Here is a 13,832-nt window from a genome sequence, read left to right as displayed (position 1 = left end):
CTTCCCATGCCCGCACCCGCGACGCTGCCCGCGTCCTCGCAACCCTGCCCCTGCGGCCGCAAGGCGCGAGGCCGTTCAATCGCCTTCGCCGACTGCTGCGGTCGCTTCCTGGCCGATGCGCAGACGCCTGCCGACGAGCGTGCCGCGCGCGTGTCCGATGCGGAGACGCTCATGCGTTCGCGCTACACCGCCTATGGCCTGGGCGATGAGGCCTACCTGCTGGCCACCTGGCATCCGCGAACGCGGCCCGCCATGCTGCAGTTGTCCGAGTCGCCTTCGGTGCAATGGCTGGGCCTGGATGTGCGGGCGCACCTGCCGCTGGGCGCAGACCGGGCCGAGGTGGAATTCGTCGCCCGTTCGCGCGATGCCCCCGGCCGGGCTTCGCGCCTGCACGAGCGCAGCCGCTTCGTGCGCGAAGACGGCCGCTGGTATTACGTGGACGGCGACCTGCGCTGATCTGCCTCGCTTGGCGCGTCCACCCGTGGACCCGCCGCAGCCACCCGCCGCATGGCGATGGCATGGAAAGGACACACCACCGCGCAATCGCTGCAGCCGGTGCAGGCGGGGGCGTCATGCAACACCGCCTGCTTCTTCCAGTCGCGGCTTTCGAGACTGAGCACATGCGGTGGGCAGGCCGCCACGCACCAGCCGCAGCCGGTGCAGCGCGCGGCGTCGACCAGGGGCAGCCAGCCGGGGCGGTGGCGGCTGTCGCGCGATGAAGCGGGAGGGGCGTCGCTGGCCATGGTGTTCCTGGCCCAGTCTACGTTCGCTCGCCGAGGCAGGGCCGCGCCCTATACTGAAAAAATGAACGAACTCGTCCATTCGCGCGTGCGCCGCAGTGCCGCCGCGAAGCCTGCCGCCAGCCGCACCAACGATCCGGAGCGCACGCGCGCCAACATCCTTGAAGTGGCGGCCGAGGAGTTTGCTGAAAAGGGCCTGGCCGGGGCCCGCATCGACGAGATCGCCGCGCTGACGCAGACGAGCAAGCGGATGATCTACTACTACTTCGGCAGCAAGGAGGGCCTGTACCTTGCCGTGCTGGAAGAGTCGTACCGGCAGGTCCGCGAGATCGAGGCCGACCTGCGCCTGGAGGACCTGGAGCCCGAGACCGCACTGCGCCGCCTGGTGGCCTTCACCTTCGACCACCACCTGCAGCACGAACGCTTCATTCGCCTGGTGATGAGCGAGAACATCCACCGCGGCCAGTACATCGCCGCCTCGCAGCGCATCCAGGAGCTGAACGTGCCGGCCATTGCGGCCATCGAGCGGCTGTATGCGAGGGGCCTCGCCAGCGGCGTCTTCCGGCCCGGGCTCGACGCGGTGGACATCCATGCCTCTATTTCGGCGCTGAGCTTCTTCAACGTCTCGAACCGGCATACATTCGGGGCGCTGTTCAAGCTCGACACCACCTCCGCCGCCTACATGGCGCACCGCCGGGAAAGCGTGATCGACATGGTGGTGCGCTTCGTCAGCGCGCCCTGACCGCCGCCCCCCGGCCTCGGGTTTCTCCGGGAGCGAAAAACTAACCAGTTCGTACAAACTCCGCCCTTCTTCAAGGAGCGTGTATGTGGGGGAACTGTCTCGATCGGCTGTGCCGGTTTTTCTCCTTCGCCATGGTCGTCTGCCTGGCGCTGATGGTGGTCATGGTGTTCGGCAACGTCGTGCTGCGCTATGGCTTCAACGACGGCCTGCTGATCTCCGAGGAGCTGTCGCGCTGGCTCTTCGTGTGGATGACCTTCCTGGGCGCGCTGGTGGCGCTGCGCTCGCACCAGCACCTGGGCACAGACACGCTGGTGTCGCGCCTGCCGCGCGTGGGCAAGAAGCTGTGCCTGGGCGCCAGCCACCTGCTCATGCTGATGCTGTGCTTCTTCATGCTGCAGGGCTCGTGGGTGCAGATGCAGATCAACCGCGAGAGCACCAGCGCCGTCATGGAGGTCTCCATGGCCTGGTTCTACGGCGCGGGCGTGTTCTTCTCGGCCATCGCCATGGTCTTCATCGCCACCGAGTTCGTGGCGCTGCTGGCGGGCCGGCTCGCCGAGTCCGAGCTGATCGGCGTGACCGAATCCGAGGATGCGCCGCACGAGGCCGCCTCCCAACCCTCGCGCTGAAAGGACGGCCATGACCATCGCGATCTTCCTCGGCGCCCTGCTCGGCGCCATGGCCGTGGGCGTGCCCATCGCCTTCTCGCTGCTGGCCTGCGGCGCGGCGCTGATGTGGCACATGGACATGTTCGATCCGCAGATCCTGGCGCAGAACACGCTGGAGGGCGCCAACAGCTTCCCGCTGCTGGCCGTGCCCTTCTTCATGCTGGCCGGCGAGATCATGAATGCCGGCGGCCTGTCTCGGCGCATCGTCAACTTCGCGATGACGCTGGTGGGCCATGTGCGCGGCGGCCTGGGCTACGTGGGCATCATGGCGGCCATCATCATGGCCTCGCTGTCGGGCTCGGCCGTGGCCGATGCCGCCGCGCTGGCGGCGCTGCTGCTGCCCATGATGAACCGCGCCGGCTACGACAAGGCGCGCTCGGCGGGCCTGCTGTCGGCGGCCTCGATCATTGCGCCCATCATCCCGCCCTCCATCGGCTTCGTGGTCTTCGGCGTGGCGGCCAACGTGTCGATCTCCAAGCTCTTCATGGCCGGCATTGCGCCGGGCGTCATGCTGGGCGCGGCGCTGTGGCTCACCTGGTGGTGGCTGGTGCGCAAGGAGAACATCCAGCCCGCACCGCGTGCCAGCCGCGCCGAAGTGCTCACCGCCCTCAAGGACGCCACCTTCGCGCTGGTGCTGCCGGTGATCGTGATCGTGGGCCTGAAGTTCGGCGTCTTCACGCCCACCGAGGCCGCCGTGGTGGCCGCGGTGTACGCGCTCTTCGTGTCCACCGTGGTCTACAAGGAGCTCAAGCTCTCGCAGCTCTATGGCCTGTTCGAGGCCGCGGCGCGCACCACGGCGGTGATCATGTTCCTGGTGGCCGCAGCGATGGTGTCGGCCTGGATGATCACCGTGGCCAACCTGCCGGCCGAACTGGTGGCCGTGCTGCAGCCCCTGCTCGACCGCCCGATCCTGCTGATGTTCGTGATCATGGTCATCACCATGCTGGTGGGCACGGCCATGGACATGACGCCCACCATCCTGATCCTCACGCCGGTGTTCATGCCCATCGTCAAGGCCGCCGGCATCGACCCGGTGTACTTCGGCGTGCTGTTCATCATCAACAACGCCATCGGCCTGATCACGCCGCCGGTGGGCACGGTGCTCAGCACCGTGGCCGGCGTGGGCAAGGTGAGCATGGACGAGGTCACCAAGGGCGTGTGGCCCTTCATGGTGGCGCAGTTCGGCGTGATGTTCCTGATGGTGTTCTTCCCCGCCCTGGTGATCGTGCCTGCGCGCTGGTTCCACGGCTGAGCGACCGCTCCTTTCTTCTTTCCGTTTTTCTTCTCGCGACCCAGGAGACCCCCGACATGAAGCGACTCTTCCTCAAGACCATCGTGGCCGCCGTGGCCCTCGCCGCCGCCGGCATGGCGCCCGCGCAGACGCGCACCATCAAGTTCGCCAACCAGAACGCCAAGGGCCACCCCATCGTGCTGGGCATGGAGAAGTTCGCGGAGCTGGTGGACAAGAAGTCCGCCGGCCGCCTGAAGGTGCAGGTCTTCCCCGGCGGCGTGCTGGGCAGCGACCAGGCCAACGTGTCGGCCCTGCAGGGCGGCACGCTCGAGATGGCGTCGATGAACTCGGGCATCTTCTCCAGCCTGGTGAAGGACTTCGCGATCTACGACTTCCCCTTCCTCTTCGGCAACGCGCGCGAGGCCGATGCGGTGGTGGACGGCCCCTTCGGCCAGAACCTGCACAAGAAGCTGGAAGACAAGGGCCTGGTCGGCCTGGCCTATTACGAGCTGGGCTTCCGCCAGATCACCAACAGCAAGCGCCCGATCCAGAAGGTGGAAGACATTGCGGGCCTCAAGCTGCGCGTGATCCCCAGTCCGATCAATGTGGACTGGGTCAAGGCGCTGGGTGCCAACCCCACCCCGCTGCCCTTCCCGGAGGTGTATGCCGCGCTGGAGCAGAAGGCGGTGGACGGCCAGGAGAACCCGGTGGCCACCATCAAGGCCGCCAAACTCTACGAAGTGCAGAAGTACATGACGATCACCAACCACCAGTACAACCCGCAGTCGGTGGTGATCAGCAAGAAGTTCTGGGACCAGCTGCCGCCGGCCGACCAGAAGATCCTGAAGGAGGCCGCGGTCGAGTCGGCCCAGTACGAGCGCACCCAGTCGCGCGCCATTCTGCAAAGCGGCCTGGAAGACCTGAAGAAGGCCGGCATGGAAGTGAACGAGTTGTCCGCCGCCGAGGTGACCAAGCTGCGCGAGAAGATGAAGCCCGTGATCGACAAGAACTCGGCCAGCGTGGGCGAGGGCACCGTGCAGGCCATGATGGCCGAGCTGGCCAAGCTGCGGAAGTGATGGCGGCAGGGCCGCGCGTGTGGCCCTGTCCATCGAGGCGGCCTGCGGGCCGCCTTTTTCTTTGGGCCCGCAGGGCCCGGTGCCCATGTTTTCTATGATCCCGCCATGGCCACTCTCTACGACCTCGCCCTCCACGCCATCCGCAAGCACTGGGCCGAGCACGACAACGCTTACCCGCAGAAGCTGCTGCTCACGCCGGCCCAGTACGACGCGCTGATCCAGGCCCGGCGCAATGGCCGCATCGCCATCAACATGGGCGACGAAGGGCTGGACAAGGAACGCTTCATGGGCGTGCCGCTGGCGCAGAGCGACACCACCCTCGGCGTGCTGGTGACGGCGGACGGGCAGGAGTGGCCGCTGGCCGGCGTTTGACGCCGCCTCGTCCGACCAAACCTATGCAGCGCCGGGTCCGCGCTGCGCCGGCGCCTGCGCCATCAGCCGTTCCAGCACCTCGATGCGGTGCCGGTGCGGCGTGGTGATCGCGTAGAAGCGCTCCTGCAGCGCGTCGGAGCGCCCCACGATCGCCAGCGTGCCGTTGCGCAACTCGTCCTGTACCACCACCTCGGGCAGCACCGTGAGCCAGCCGCTGTCGCGCGCGATCAGTCGCAGCATGGCCATGTCGTCCACCTCGGCGCGCAGCCGGGGCGTCACGCCGGCCGAGGCGCACAGGCCGTCGAACTGCCCACGCAGCGCGTGGCGTGGGCCGGGCAGGGCGATCTCCAGCCCATCGAGGTCCTCCGGGATGCGCAGCGGCCGGCCCTGCCAGCGGCTGGCCGGGCCCACCAGCGAGATCGACTGGCTGCCCAGCAGCCGGCAGTGCAGCGGCCGGTCAGGGTCGGCCGGCACGGTCTCGGTGGCCAGCACCACGTCGAGCTGGTGCTGCACCAGGCGCTCGACCAGGCCTTCGAGCAGGCCCGACTCCAGCGTGAGCACCACCGCCGGATCGGCCAGCAGCGGGCGCAGCCAGTTCTCCTGGTAGTTGCGCGACAGCGTGGCCACGGCGCCGACACGCAGGCGCGTGACGCCGGCGCTGCGGCCCTGCAGCCGGCCGAGCATCTCCTGGCCCAGGCCGAAGATGTTCTCGGCATAGGCCAGCACCAGCTGGCCGGTGTCGGTGAGCACCAGCCGCCGGCCCTCGCGCGTGAACAGCGCCTCGCCCAGCCGGTCCTCCAGCTGCCGGATCTGCGCCGATACGGCCGACTGGGAGGTGTGCAGTTCCTCGGCCGCCCGCGTCAGGTGGCCCAGGATGGCCACGCGCCAGAAATAGAACAGGTGGTGGAAGTTAAGCTGCTCCAGCTGCATCGTTCCTTTTTGAAGATCGATTGGTTCGTATCAATGTAATTTACAGAACGAAATCCGCCAAGCATCATCGCGCCCAGTTTTCTTCGGAGGGTTCGCGATGGACTTCGCACACATCCCGGGGCCGGCCCTGTCGCTGCTGCCGCCCCTCGCCATGGCGCTGGCCGCAGCGCTCGCCCTGTCGGGCCGGCTGGCCGTGGCGGCCAGCTGGCGCGGCTTCCAGGCGCTGTGCGTCCTGGCGCTGGCGGCTGCGGCGCTGGCGCTGCTGGCCGGCCCGGTGCGGCTGCAGGGCTTACCCGGCCTGCAGCCCACGGTGCTCGGCCTCGTGCTGGCGCTGCTGGTGCAGGGCCTGGGCACCGTGATCGCCGGCTTCTCGGCCCGCTACCTGGAAGGCGAGGCCGGCCAGCGCCGCTATGCCGCCGCGCTGGGCGGCGTGCTGGCGGCCGTGCACCTGCTGCTGATGGCCGACCACTGGCTGGTGCTGATCGCCGCCTGGGCCGCCGTCGGCGTCGCCCTGCAGTCGCTGCTGTGCTTCTACCCGGACCGTCCCTTCGCGCTGCTGGCCGCGCATAAGAAGCGCATCGCCGACCGGGTCGCCGACGGGCTGCTGCTTCTGGCCGCGGGCCTGGCCTGGCGCGAGGTGGGCAGCGGCTCGCTGTCGGCGCTGTGGGCGCATGTCGCGCAGCACGGCCTGTCCATGCCTTTGCAGTGGGCTGCCGTGGCGCTGATCCTGGCGGTGGTGTTGCGCACGGCGCTGCTGCCGGTGCATGGCTGGCTCATCCAGGTGATGGAGGCGCCGACGCCGGTGTCGGCCCTGCTGCATGCGGGCGTGGTCAACCTGGGCGGCTTCGTGCTGATCCGCTTCGCGCCGCTGCTGGACGCGGCGGCACCGGCGCGCTGGCTGCTGCTGGGCTTCGGCCTGGCCACCGCGGTGCTGGCGGGCCTGGTCATGCTCACGCGCATCAGCATCAAGGTGCGGCTGGCCTGGTCCACCGTGGCGCAGATGGGCTTCATGCTGCTGGAATGCGCGGTGGGCCTGTACACGCTGGCGGCGCTGCACCTGATGGGCCACTCGCTCTACAAGGCGCATGCCTTCCTGTCGGCCTCGGGTGTGGTGCGCGACACGCGGCGGCAGGCGCTGCATGCGCCGGCCGTGCCCACGGCGCTCAGCCTGCTGCTGGCGCCGGTGCTGGCCATCGGCATGGTGCTCGTCGTGCTCGCCGCCATGGGCGGCCCGGCCTGGCCGCTCTGGTGGAGCGCGCTGCTCGGCCTGGCCTGGGCGCCCATGCTGTGGTTGCCGGCTGCCCCGGCGTCGGTCGGTGCCCGTGTGCGGGCCCTGCTCTGGGGCCTGCTGATGATCGGCGGCCTGGCCCTGGCCGCGCGCCTGATGCATGCGCTGCCGCTGGGGCTGCAGGATGCGCCGCAGGCGCTGGCCGGCCCCGTGGCGCTGCTGGGCATGGTCCTGCTCTACCTGGGCCTCGCCACGCTGCAATGGCGGCCCCAGGCCCTGGCACGCGCGCGGCGCTGGAGCTATGCCGGCTTCTATGTCGATGAGGTTTACACCCGCCTCGCCCTGCGGCTGTGGCCGGCCAGGTGGACGCCCGAGGCGCGTCGTACTGCGCAGGCCGGCCAGCTGTCGGTGCCCGCCGCCTGAGTGCGCCCGATCCCATCCCTCACACGGAGAACACCATGACGGATGTCCTGAATCCTCCACGCGTTGCCTCTGCCGCGGCATCCATCGATGCCACGACGCGGCCCCCACCCGGCGGCCTGCAGGCCGACCGGATCGACGCCGCCTGCCGCCGCGCCTGCGAGGCCATCGCGCCCGCCTGGCCGCTGGACAGTGCCATCGCCGTCAACCCGCACTGGTCGCGCATCGGCATGCCGGTGCGCCGGGTGGCGGCGCGCATGGCCGTGCTGGGCGGCATTCAGGTCTTCCCGCCGCGCGAGCGGCAGGCGCAGGCCTGGACCGAAGGCCGCATCAAGGCCGCCGACCTGCAGCAGGCCCTGCAGCAGTTGCATGAAGCGGAACTCACGCCCGAGGCCTGCGTGGCCGCGCTGGCGCGGCCCCTGCCGGTGCAGCCACTGCCGCTGCTGATCGACGTGCTCGACAACGACCCGCAGCGGCACGCGCGCCTGGCTTGGCGGCAGGCCATCACCCACCAGGTCAGCCAGACCTGCGCCGCGTGGTTCGACCGGCACCAGGCCGACTGGCAGCCGGCGCGCGCGCAAGACCTCTATGCCTTCTGGCGCGAGACGCTGCAGCACGACCACGGCATCGGCCTGCTCATGGGCCTGCCGCAGATCGGCCGCAGCATCGACGCCCTGCCACCCACGGCCCGCGAGGCCGAGCACTGGGTGATCGAGCGCCTGGGCCTGCCGCCGGCCGTGTGGGCCGACTACCTGGAGTCGGTGCTGCTCACCGTCAATGGCTGGGCGTCGTGGTGCGCCTACCTGGGCTGGCAGGCCCGGCTGGCGGGCCGAGAGGACCCGCACCTGCGCGAGCTGCTGGCCATCCGCCTGGCCTGGGGCGCGCTGCTGCTGGATTGCAAGGACGACCTCGCCGCCCGGCAGGCCTTCGCGACCGTGCAGCGCGAGTGGGGCCGTGCGCCGGAGGTGCTGGCGCAGGCCGAGCAGGCGCTGCGCGTGGACGAGGTCTGGCAGGTGGCCCTGGAGGCCGGTTACCAGCGTGGCCTTGCGGCGTCGCTGGCCGGCCGTGCGTCGTCGCCTGCGGTGCCGACGCCCGAGGTACAGGCCGCCTTCTGCATCGACGTGCGCAGCGAGCCCCTGCGCCGCGCGCTGGAAGCGGCCTGTCCCGGCATGCAGACCCTGGGCGTGGCCGGCTTCTTCGGCCTGCCGCTCGCGTACACGCCGCTGGGCACCGCCGCGCAGCGGCCGCAGCTGCCCGGGCTCCTGGCGCCCGCCGTGACGGTGGGCGATGTCCTGGTGCCGGCCGATGCCCGCGACGCAGCCGCAGCGGCGCAGCTGCAGCGGCAGGCCGAACAGGCCCGCCAGCATCGCTTCGCGCTGGGCGACCAGTGGCATGCCGCCAGCCGCTGGCCGGGCGCGGCCTTCTCCTTCGTCGAGGCCGCCGGCCTGGGCTACCTGGGCCGGCTGGGCCGCTGGCTGCGCCCTGGCGTGCAGGACCGCGCGCGCGACGATCTGGACGGCCTGCCCGCGCGCTACCGGTCGGTGTGCCGGCCGCAGCTGCTCGGCCTGGATGACGAGGCGCGCGTGACGCTGGCGGCGCGCGTGCTGCAGTCCATGGGCCTCGTGCGGGGGCTCGCGCCGCTGGTGCTGCTGGTGGGCCACGGCAGCCAGTCGGCCAACAACGCGCATGCGGCGGCGCTCGACTGCGGCGCGTGCTGCGGCCAGACGGGCGAAGTCAATGCGCGCAGCCTGGCGCAGCTGCTCAACGATGCTGCGGTGCGCGAAGGCCTGAAGGCGCAGGGCATCGACGTGCCCGCGTCCACGGTGTTCGTGGCCGCGCTGCACAACACCTCGACCGACGAGATCGAGGGCTTCGACCTCGACCGGCTCTCACCCGACGCCCGCACCCGCTGGGACCGGCTGCAGCCCGTCATCGAGGCCGCCGCGGACCAGGTGCGCCGCGAGCGCGCGCCGCGCCTGGGCCTGGATCCGAGGGCGCCGGCGGAGGTGCTGCATCGCCAGCTGCGCCGCCGCGCCAACGACGGGGCGCAGACGCGTCCGGAATGGGGTCTCGCGGGCAATGCCGCCTTCCTGATCGCGCCACGCCATCGCAGCCAGAACGTGGACCTGGGCGGGCGCGTCTTCCTGCACGACTACGACGCCGCGCTGGACCCGCAAGGCCAGTTGCTGACCCAGTTGATGACCGCGCCCATGCTGGTCACGCACTGGATCAACTGGCAGTACCACGCCTCCACCTGCGACCCCGTGCGGATGGGCAGTGGCAACAAGCTGCTGCACAACGTGGTGGGCGGCACGCTGGGGGTGTTCGAGGGCAATGGCGGCGACCTGCGCATCGGCCTCGCGCGTCAGTCGCTGCACGATGGCCAACGCTGGGTGCATGAGCCGCTGCGGCTCACCGTGGTCATCGATGCGCCGCAGGCGGCCATCGATGCGGTGGTCGCCGAGCATGCCGTGGTGCGCGACCTGCTGGTCAACGGCTGGCTGCACCTGTGGCGCTTCGAGGGGCAGGCCTTGCAGCGTCTGGCGGAAGGCCGGTGGCACATGCTGGCCTGAAGATGCGGGCCCTGAAAAGAAAAAGGGCCCGCCGTAAAGCGGGCCCCAAGACAGTCCGGGTGTGGAGGGGAAGCAAGAGTCGGAGAAGATCGGACTGCCGAGAACGAAGTATGTAGCGGTGCCCTGAGTGGCACCTGACGGTCCGCACGCAAAGGTAACGGACCGTTCGCGGCCTTCGTTACTTGGGCAGCAGGACCTTGTCGACGACGTGGATCACGCCGTTGGACTGGTAGACGTCGGCGATGGTCACATCGGCCGAGCCGCCCTTCTCGTCGGTGATCTTCACGGTGCTGCCGCTGCGCGTGGCCTTGAGGCTGCCGCCCGCCACGGTCTTGAGCATGGCCTGGCCCTTGCCGTCGTCGATCATCTTCACGAGGGCTGCCGAGTCGACCTTGCCGGGCACGACGTGGTAGGTCAGGATGGTCGTCAGCTGGCCCTTGTTCTCGGGCTTGAGCAGCGTGTCGACGGTGCCGGCGGGCAGTGCCGCGAAGGCTGCGTTGGTGGGCGCGAAGACGGTGAAGGGGCCCGGGCCCTTGAGGGTGTCGACCAGGCCGGCGGCCTTGACGGCGGCGACCAGCGTGGTGTGGTCCTTGGAGTTGACGGCGTTGTCGATGATGTCCTTGGTGGCGTACATCGGTGCGCCGCCCACGGTCACCTGGGCCGATGCGCCGATGGCTGCACCGCCGAGTGCGAAGACGGTGAGGGTGGCGGCGAGGATGCGGGTGGTCTTCTTCGAGAAAGTCATGCAAGGCTCCTTGGGCTGTTGTACCGCCGGATATGCGGCAGGCTCTTCAGATACGGGCCTGTGGCTAGGCTGGATGGCATCGGCCTGCGCGGCGTCGGGGAATGCATCCGGCACGCGTTCTTTTGCGTAGATGCGCGCGCACTGCGGGTGCACGTTGGCGTTCGCAGGTGCTGTGCGTGCTGTGCTGTGCGGTTGGGTGCTCTGGAGTGGGCTTGCGCTTGCGTTGGTTGATGGGGCACAAGTGCTGCGCCGCTAACCGGCAGAGGGCGCCGGCATGCGCGCTCCCGGTGCACGCTCGCGCTGACCGGCTTGTTGCACCCGTGATGTGCTCGCCCTCCACCGACGTGCCTTGCGCACTGCACGGCGCCGCGAATGGCACCTCCGCACGCACACCGGCGCCCTCCACCTCGACGGTGTGTCCGAATGGCCGGGTTTGGCGCTCAGGGCTTCCGAATCCGTTCGTTCTGATCCTGTCGAAGGGCGGAACGGCGCGCTTCGCGAATGCCCGATGTTTCCCCGATCGATACATCACCACCCCCGTGGGGCGGGGCTTCGACAGGCTCAGCCCGAACGGTAGTCGGTTGGCTCGGCCCGAATGGTCCAGGGTCGGCTCCCCTGTGTGGCGCCGAGCCCAAGACCCCACTGCGCGGAAAGGGATGGGTTCGCGCACAGCGTCGAGGCGCATGCCGGCGTCCTCTGCCGGGTTAGCGGTCCAGCCCTCGTGCGTCCTTTGTCAGCTGTGAACGCACATGCAGGGCAGACCCATCACAGCGTCTTCTCGATCAACGCCCCATGGAACAGCACCGGCCCCGTGGGCCCGCGGTCGCCCGGCACGCCGCCCTTGGGCTCCAGGCTGACGGCGAGTGCCGGCGCCTGCTGCAGCACCTGCGCACTGGCCGCCAGGCGCATGCCTTCGGGCGAGTCCACCACCCCCAGCGACTGCGGCGTGCGACCGGGCGGCAAGGCCCACAGCTGCAGCGAGCGGTCGGGCGCCACGTTGAAGTCGCCCACCCGCTGCAGCGTGAGCTGGCGGTGCTTCGCATCGAAGGTCACCAGCATCGATGCGGCCGAACGGTCGTCGTTCAGCACCGCCACGTACTTGACCTGCTGCGCCTCGCGTGCCTGCTGCCAGAACTGCAGGCCGATCACCCCGGCCAGCACCGTGGCCGCCACGCCGGCGGCCGAGGCCCCGCGCCACAGCGCCAGGCTGCCCCACCAGCCCGTTGTGCGTGTCGGCGGCATGGTGGACGGCGCCGCCTTCTGCTGGGCCAGGCGGGCCTCCTGCAGGTCGGCGTCCACCAGGTTGCGGATGCGCGTCCACACCGCGGCCGGCGGGTTCACCGCAGGCGCGAGTTCGACGAAGCCCGTCAGTCGCTCGCGCCACAGCAGCGCGCTCGCGCGCACCGCCGGCTGCTCGCGGGCCAGAGCCTCGAAGCGCCGGCGGGCGCCGCCCCGCAGGGTGCCCAGGGCATGGGCGGCCGACAGCAGGGCCAGCAGGCGGGCATTGGCGGCGATGTTCATGCGAGTCTCCTCGGGCCGGTGGCGGCGGAAGGACGGGGCCGCGTCATGCCGCCTGCTCCATGCAGCCGCGCAGCTTGTCCAGCCCGCGCCGGATCCAGGTCTTGATGGTGCCCAGCGGCTGCGCCAGGCGCGCGGCCAGCTCGCTGTGGCTCAGGTCGCGCAGGTAGGCCAGCGACAGCGCCTCGCGCTGCGCGTTGGGCAGCTGCTGCAGGCACTGGTGCAGCAGCCAGGCCTGCTCGCTGGCATCGGCCAGCTCCTGCGGGCCGGGCCCGGACGCGGGCAGGGTGTCGGCCAGTGTCTCGCTGAATTCCTGCGTCACGTCGGCGCCCTGGCTGGTCTGGCGGCGCAGCAGGTCGAGGGCGCGGCTGCGCACGATCAGCGACATCCAGGCCATCGGCGGGCTCAGCGTCGCGCGGTAATCGGGCGCCGAGCGCCAGATGGTGAGGAAGGCCTCCTGCAGCACGTCCTCCGCCCATTCGTGTTGCCGCACCACGCGCATCGCCAGGCCGAAGAGCCGGGACGAGGTGCGTTCGTACAGCGCCTGGAGGGCGGAGGCGTCGCGGCGGGCGACACGATCGAGCAGACCCAGCAGCTCGTCGTCGGGCGTCGTGGCGGAAGGCATCGGGACATTGTGCGGGAGCGGCGGCCATCTGGTGGGTACGCGCGTTCCCGGCTGCCGGATGCGCGCGGTGGGCGGCGATGAATTCACAAGTCCTTCAACTTTCGCCGGGTATGCATCCGGTTCATGAACGGGGCCGTAAGTCGAACGGGGCAGGCAGCAAGGACAGGTCGCGGAGGGCGACCGCCGACTGCCACCCCGAACCTCAACCCGTTGTTGCCCATCGAAAGGAGCATTCCATGCGCATGACCGCCCCCCTGGCCACCGTGGCCGCCGCCGTCCTGTTGTCCGCCTGTGCCACCGCGCCCATGCCGGCCCCGTACTCGCAGGCCGGCCTGCCCGCCCCCGTCCAGGTGCCCGCCGGCCAGCGCGTCGCGCTCGAGACCGTGGGCGCCGGCACCATCACCTACGAATGCCGCGCCAAGGCCGACATGGCAGGCCAGTACGAGTGGTTCTTCGTCGGCCCCGATGCGCGCCTGATGGACCGCAGCGGCAAGGCCATCGGCCGCTATTACGGCCCGCCGGCCACCTGGGAGAGCATGGACGGCTCCAAGGTCACCGCCACCCAGGTCGCGGTCGCGCCGGGCGGCGCCGGCAACATCCCGCTGCAGCTGGTCAAGGCCAACCCGGCCATGGGCATGGGCGCCATGCAGGGCGTGAGCTACATCCAGCGCGTGGCCACCAAGGGTGGCGTCGCCCCCATGCTGCCCTGCGGTCAGGCCAGCCTGGGCCAGAAGCAGGTCGTCAACTACCAGGCGGACTACATCTTCTACAAGCCGGCGATGTAAGCCCCGCGGGGCGCGGCGGGCCACCTGCCTTTTATGGAACCTGGCGCACTGGCCAGGATGGGAGGCTGGCATGCGCGCCCCTGCTCCCTCTCCCCTCGCAGGAGAGGGGCTCAAGACGGGGTGGGAGTGGGACCATGCCCGTCGCTCGCGAAGGACGTGGGCATCCGTCCGACAAGGCACCG

The 13,832-nt window shown here is 70.1% G+C and carries 14 protein-coding genes; 9 read left to right on the top strand and 5 right to left on the bottom strand.

Annotation, left to right across the window (positions count from 1 at the left end):
* The first annotated feature begins 6 nt into the window (after window positions 1–6).
* Window positions 7–456, top strand: coding sequence for a YchJ family metal-binding protein (locus tag KBC94_RS22100; protein ID WP_294375219.1), 450 nt, complete (start codon window positions 7–9; stop codon window positions 454–456).
* On the opposite strand, the gene KBC94_RS22095 is transcribed toward KBC94_RS22100, so the two are convergent.
* Window positions 432–743, bottom strand: coding sequence for a 4Fe-4S dicluster domain-containing protein (locus KBC94_RS22095; RefSeq protein WP_294375216.1), 312 nt, complete (start codon window positions 741–743; stop codon window positions 432–434). The two genes, KBC94_RS22100 and KBC94_RS22095, sit on opposite strands and share 25 nt — an antisense overlap.
* Window positions 744–804: 61 nt before the next feature.
* On the opposite strand from KBC94_RS22095, the gene KBC94_RS22090 reads away from it, so the two are divergent.
* From KBC94_RS22090 to KBC94_RS22070, 5 genes are all read left to right on the top strand, one after another.
* Entirely contained in the window at window positions 805–1,482 is a 678-nt protein-coding gene (locus tag KBC94_RS22090) for a TetR/AcrR family transcriptional regulator (protein ID WP_294375214.1), read from the top strand.
* A gap of 131 nt (window positions 1,483–1,613) precedes the next feature.
* A complete protein-coding gene (locus KBC94_RS22085) occupies window positions 1,614–2,108 on the top strand; it encodes a TRAP transporter small permease (protein WP_294375211.1) in 495 nt (164 codons plus the stop codon).
* 10 nt (window positions 2,109–2,118) lie between these two features.
* Window positions 2,119–3,399, top strand: coding sequence for a TRAP transporter large permease subunit (locus KBC94_RS22080; protein WP_294375207.1), 1,281 nt, complete (start codon window positions 2,119–2,121; stop codon window positions 3,397–3,399).
* A gap of 56 nt (window positions 3,400–3,455) precedes the next feature.
* Window positions 3,456–4,454, top strand: a complete 999-nt coding sequence (locus tag KBC94_RS22075; RefSeq protein WP_294375204.1) for a TRAP transporter substrate-binding protein — start codon at window positions 3,456–3,458, stop codon at window positions 4,452–4,454.
* Between the two features lie 105 nt (window positions 4,455–4,559).
* Window positions 4,560–4,826 (top strand): hypothetical protein, encoded by a 267-nt coding sequence (locus KBC94_RS22070; protein WP_294375201.1) that lies wholly within the window; start codon window positions 4,560–4,562, stop codon window positions 4,824–4,826.
* A 21-nt stretch (window positions 4,827–4,847) separates the two neighbouring features.
* On the opposite strand, the gene KBC94_RS22065 is transcribed toward KBC94_RS22070, so the two are convergent.
* Entirely contained in the window at window positions 4,848–5,756 is a 909-nt protein-coding gene (locus KBC94_RS22065; RefSeq protein ID WP_294375198.1) for a LysR substrate-binding domain-containing protein, read from the bottom strand.
* A gap of 97 nt (window positions 5,757–5,853) precedes the next feature.
* Here KBC94_RS22065 and KBC94_RS22060 point away from each other — a divergent pair, with 97 nt between their 5' ends.
* Together KBC94_RS22060 and KBC94_RS22055 are read left to right on the top strand one after the other, a co-directional pair.
* On the top strand, window positions 5,854–7,407 hold the full coding sequence (locus KBC94_RS22060) for an NADH-quinone oxidoreductase subunit L (RefSeq protein ID WP_294375192.1): 1,554 nt from the start codon (window positions 5,854–5,856) through the stop codon (window positions 7,405–7,407).
* Between the two features lie 35 nt (window positions 7,408–7,442).
* On the top strand, window positions 7,443–9,977 hold the full coding sequence (locus tag KBC94_RS22055) for a YbcC family protein (RefSeq protein WP_294375189.1): 2,535 nt from the start codon (window positions 7,443–7,445) through the stop codon (window positions 9,975–9,977).
* Window positions 9,978–10,155: 178 nt separating this feature from the next.
* Here KBC94_RS22055 and KBC94_RS22050 read toward each other — a convergent pair whose 3' ends face one another.
* The 3 genes from KBC94_RS22050 to KBC94_RS22040 form a co-directional block, all read right to left on the bottom strand.
* The gene (locus KBC94_RS22050) at window positions 10,156–10,722 is read right to left on the bottom strand and encodes a fasciclin domain-containing protein (protein ID WP_294375187.1); all 567 of its coding nucleotides are present in this window, start codon (window positions 10,720–10,722) and stop codon (window positions 10,156–10,158) included.
* A 765-nt stretch (window positions 10,723–11,487) separates the two neighbouring features.
* Entirely contained in the window at window positions 11,488–12,243 is a 756-nt protein-coding gene (locus KBC94_RS22045; RefSeq protein WP_294375184.1) for an anti-sigma factor, read from the bottom strand.
* 43 nt (window positions 12,244–12,286) lie between these two features.
* Window positions 12,287–12,865 carry a sigma-70 family RNA polymerase sigma factor gene (locus tag KBC94_RS22040; protein WP_294375182.1) on the bottom strand — a complete coding sequence of 193 codons (579 nt, stop codon included), beginning with the start codon at window positions 12,863–12,865 and terminating at the stop codon, window positions 12,287–12,289.
* Window positions 12,866–13,101: 236 nt separating this feature from the next.
* On the opposite strand from KBC94_RS22040, the gene KBC94_RS22035 reads away from it, so the two are divergent.
* On the top strand, window positions 13,102–13,650 hold the full coding sequence (locus KBC94_RS22035; RefSeq protein ID WP_294375181.1) for a DUF3455 domain-containing protein: 549 nt from the start codon (window positions 13,102–13,104) through the stop codon (window positions 13,648–13,650).
* Window positions 13,651–13,832 lie beyond the last annotated feature (182 nt).

Origin of the sequence: Pseudacidovorax sp., assembly GCF_017991995.1 — a bacterium.
Classification (GTDB): domain Bacteria; phylum Pseudomonadota; class Gammaproteobacteria; order Burkholderiales; family Burkholderiaceae_C; genus Xenophilus.
The sequence above is the reverse complement of the archived record's forward strand: the minus strand, read 5'-3'. Positions and strand labels throughout refer to the sequence as shown.

Bases quoted from the DNA above. Each gene is read 5' to 3' on its own strand.
- KBC94_RS22100 (WP_294375219.1), top strand. From the start codon at position 7: ATGCCCGCACCCGCGACGCTGCCCGCGTCCTCGCAACCCTGCCCCTGC.
- KBC94_RS22095 (WP_294375216.1), bottom strand. From the start codon at position 743: ATGGCCAGCGACGCCCCTCCCGCTTCATCGCGCGACAGCCGCCACCGC.
- KBC94_RS22090 (WP_294375214.1), top strand. From the start codon at position 805: ATGAACGAACTCGTCCATTCGCGCGTGCGCCGCAGTGCCGCCGCGAAG.
- KBC94_RS22085 (WP_294375211.1), top strand. From the start codon at position 1,614: ATGGTCGTCTGCCTGGCGCTGATGGTGGTCATGGTGTTCGGCAACGTC.
- KBC94_RS22080 (WP_294375207.1), top strand. From the start codon at position 2,119: ATGACCATCGCGATCTTCCTCGGCGCCCTGCTCGGCGCCATGGCCGTG.
- KBC94_RS22075 (WP_294375204.1), top strand. From the start codon at position 3,456: ATGAAGCGACTCTTCCTCAAGACCATCGTGGCCGCCGTGGCCCTCGCC.
- KBC94_RS22070 (WP_294375201.1), top strand. From the start codon at position 4,560: ATGGCCACTCTCTACGACCTCGCCCTCCACGCCATCCGCAAGCACTGG.
- KBC94_RS22065 (WP_294375198.1), bottom strand. From the start codon at position 5,756: ATGCAGCTGGAGCAGCTTAACTTCCACCACCTGTTCTATTTCTGGCGC.
- KBC94_RS22060 (WP_294375192.1), top strand. From the start codon at position 5,854: ATGGACTTCGCACACATCCCGGGGCCGGCCCTGTCGCTGCTGCCGCCC.
- KBC94_RS22055 (WP_294375189.1), top strand. From the start codon at position 7,443: ATGACGGATGTCCTGAATCCTCCACGCGTTGCCTCTGCCGCGGCATCC.
- KBC94_RS22050 (WP_294375187.1), bottom strand. From the start codon at position 10,722: ATGACTTTCTCGAAGAAGACCACCCGCATCCTCGCCGCCACCCTCACC.
- KBC94_RS22045 (WP_294375184.1), bottom strand. From the start codon at position 12,243: ATGAACATCGCCGCCAATGCCCGCCTGCTGGCCCTGCTGTCGGCCGCC.
- KBC94_RS22040 (WP_294375182.1), bottom strand. From the start codon at position 12,865: ATGCCTTCCGCCACGACGCCCGACGACGAGCTGCTGGGTCTGCTCGAT.
- KBC94_RS22035 (WP_294375181.1), top strand. From the start codon at position 13,102: ATGCGCATGACCGCCCCCCTGGCCACCGTGGCCGCCGCCGTCCTGTTG.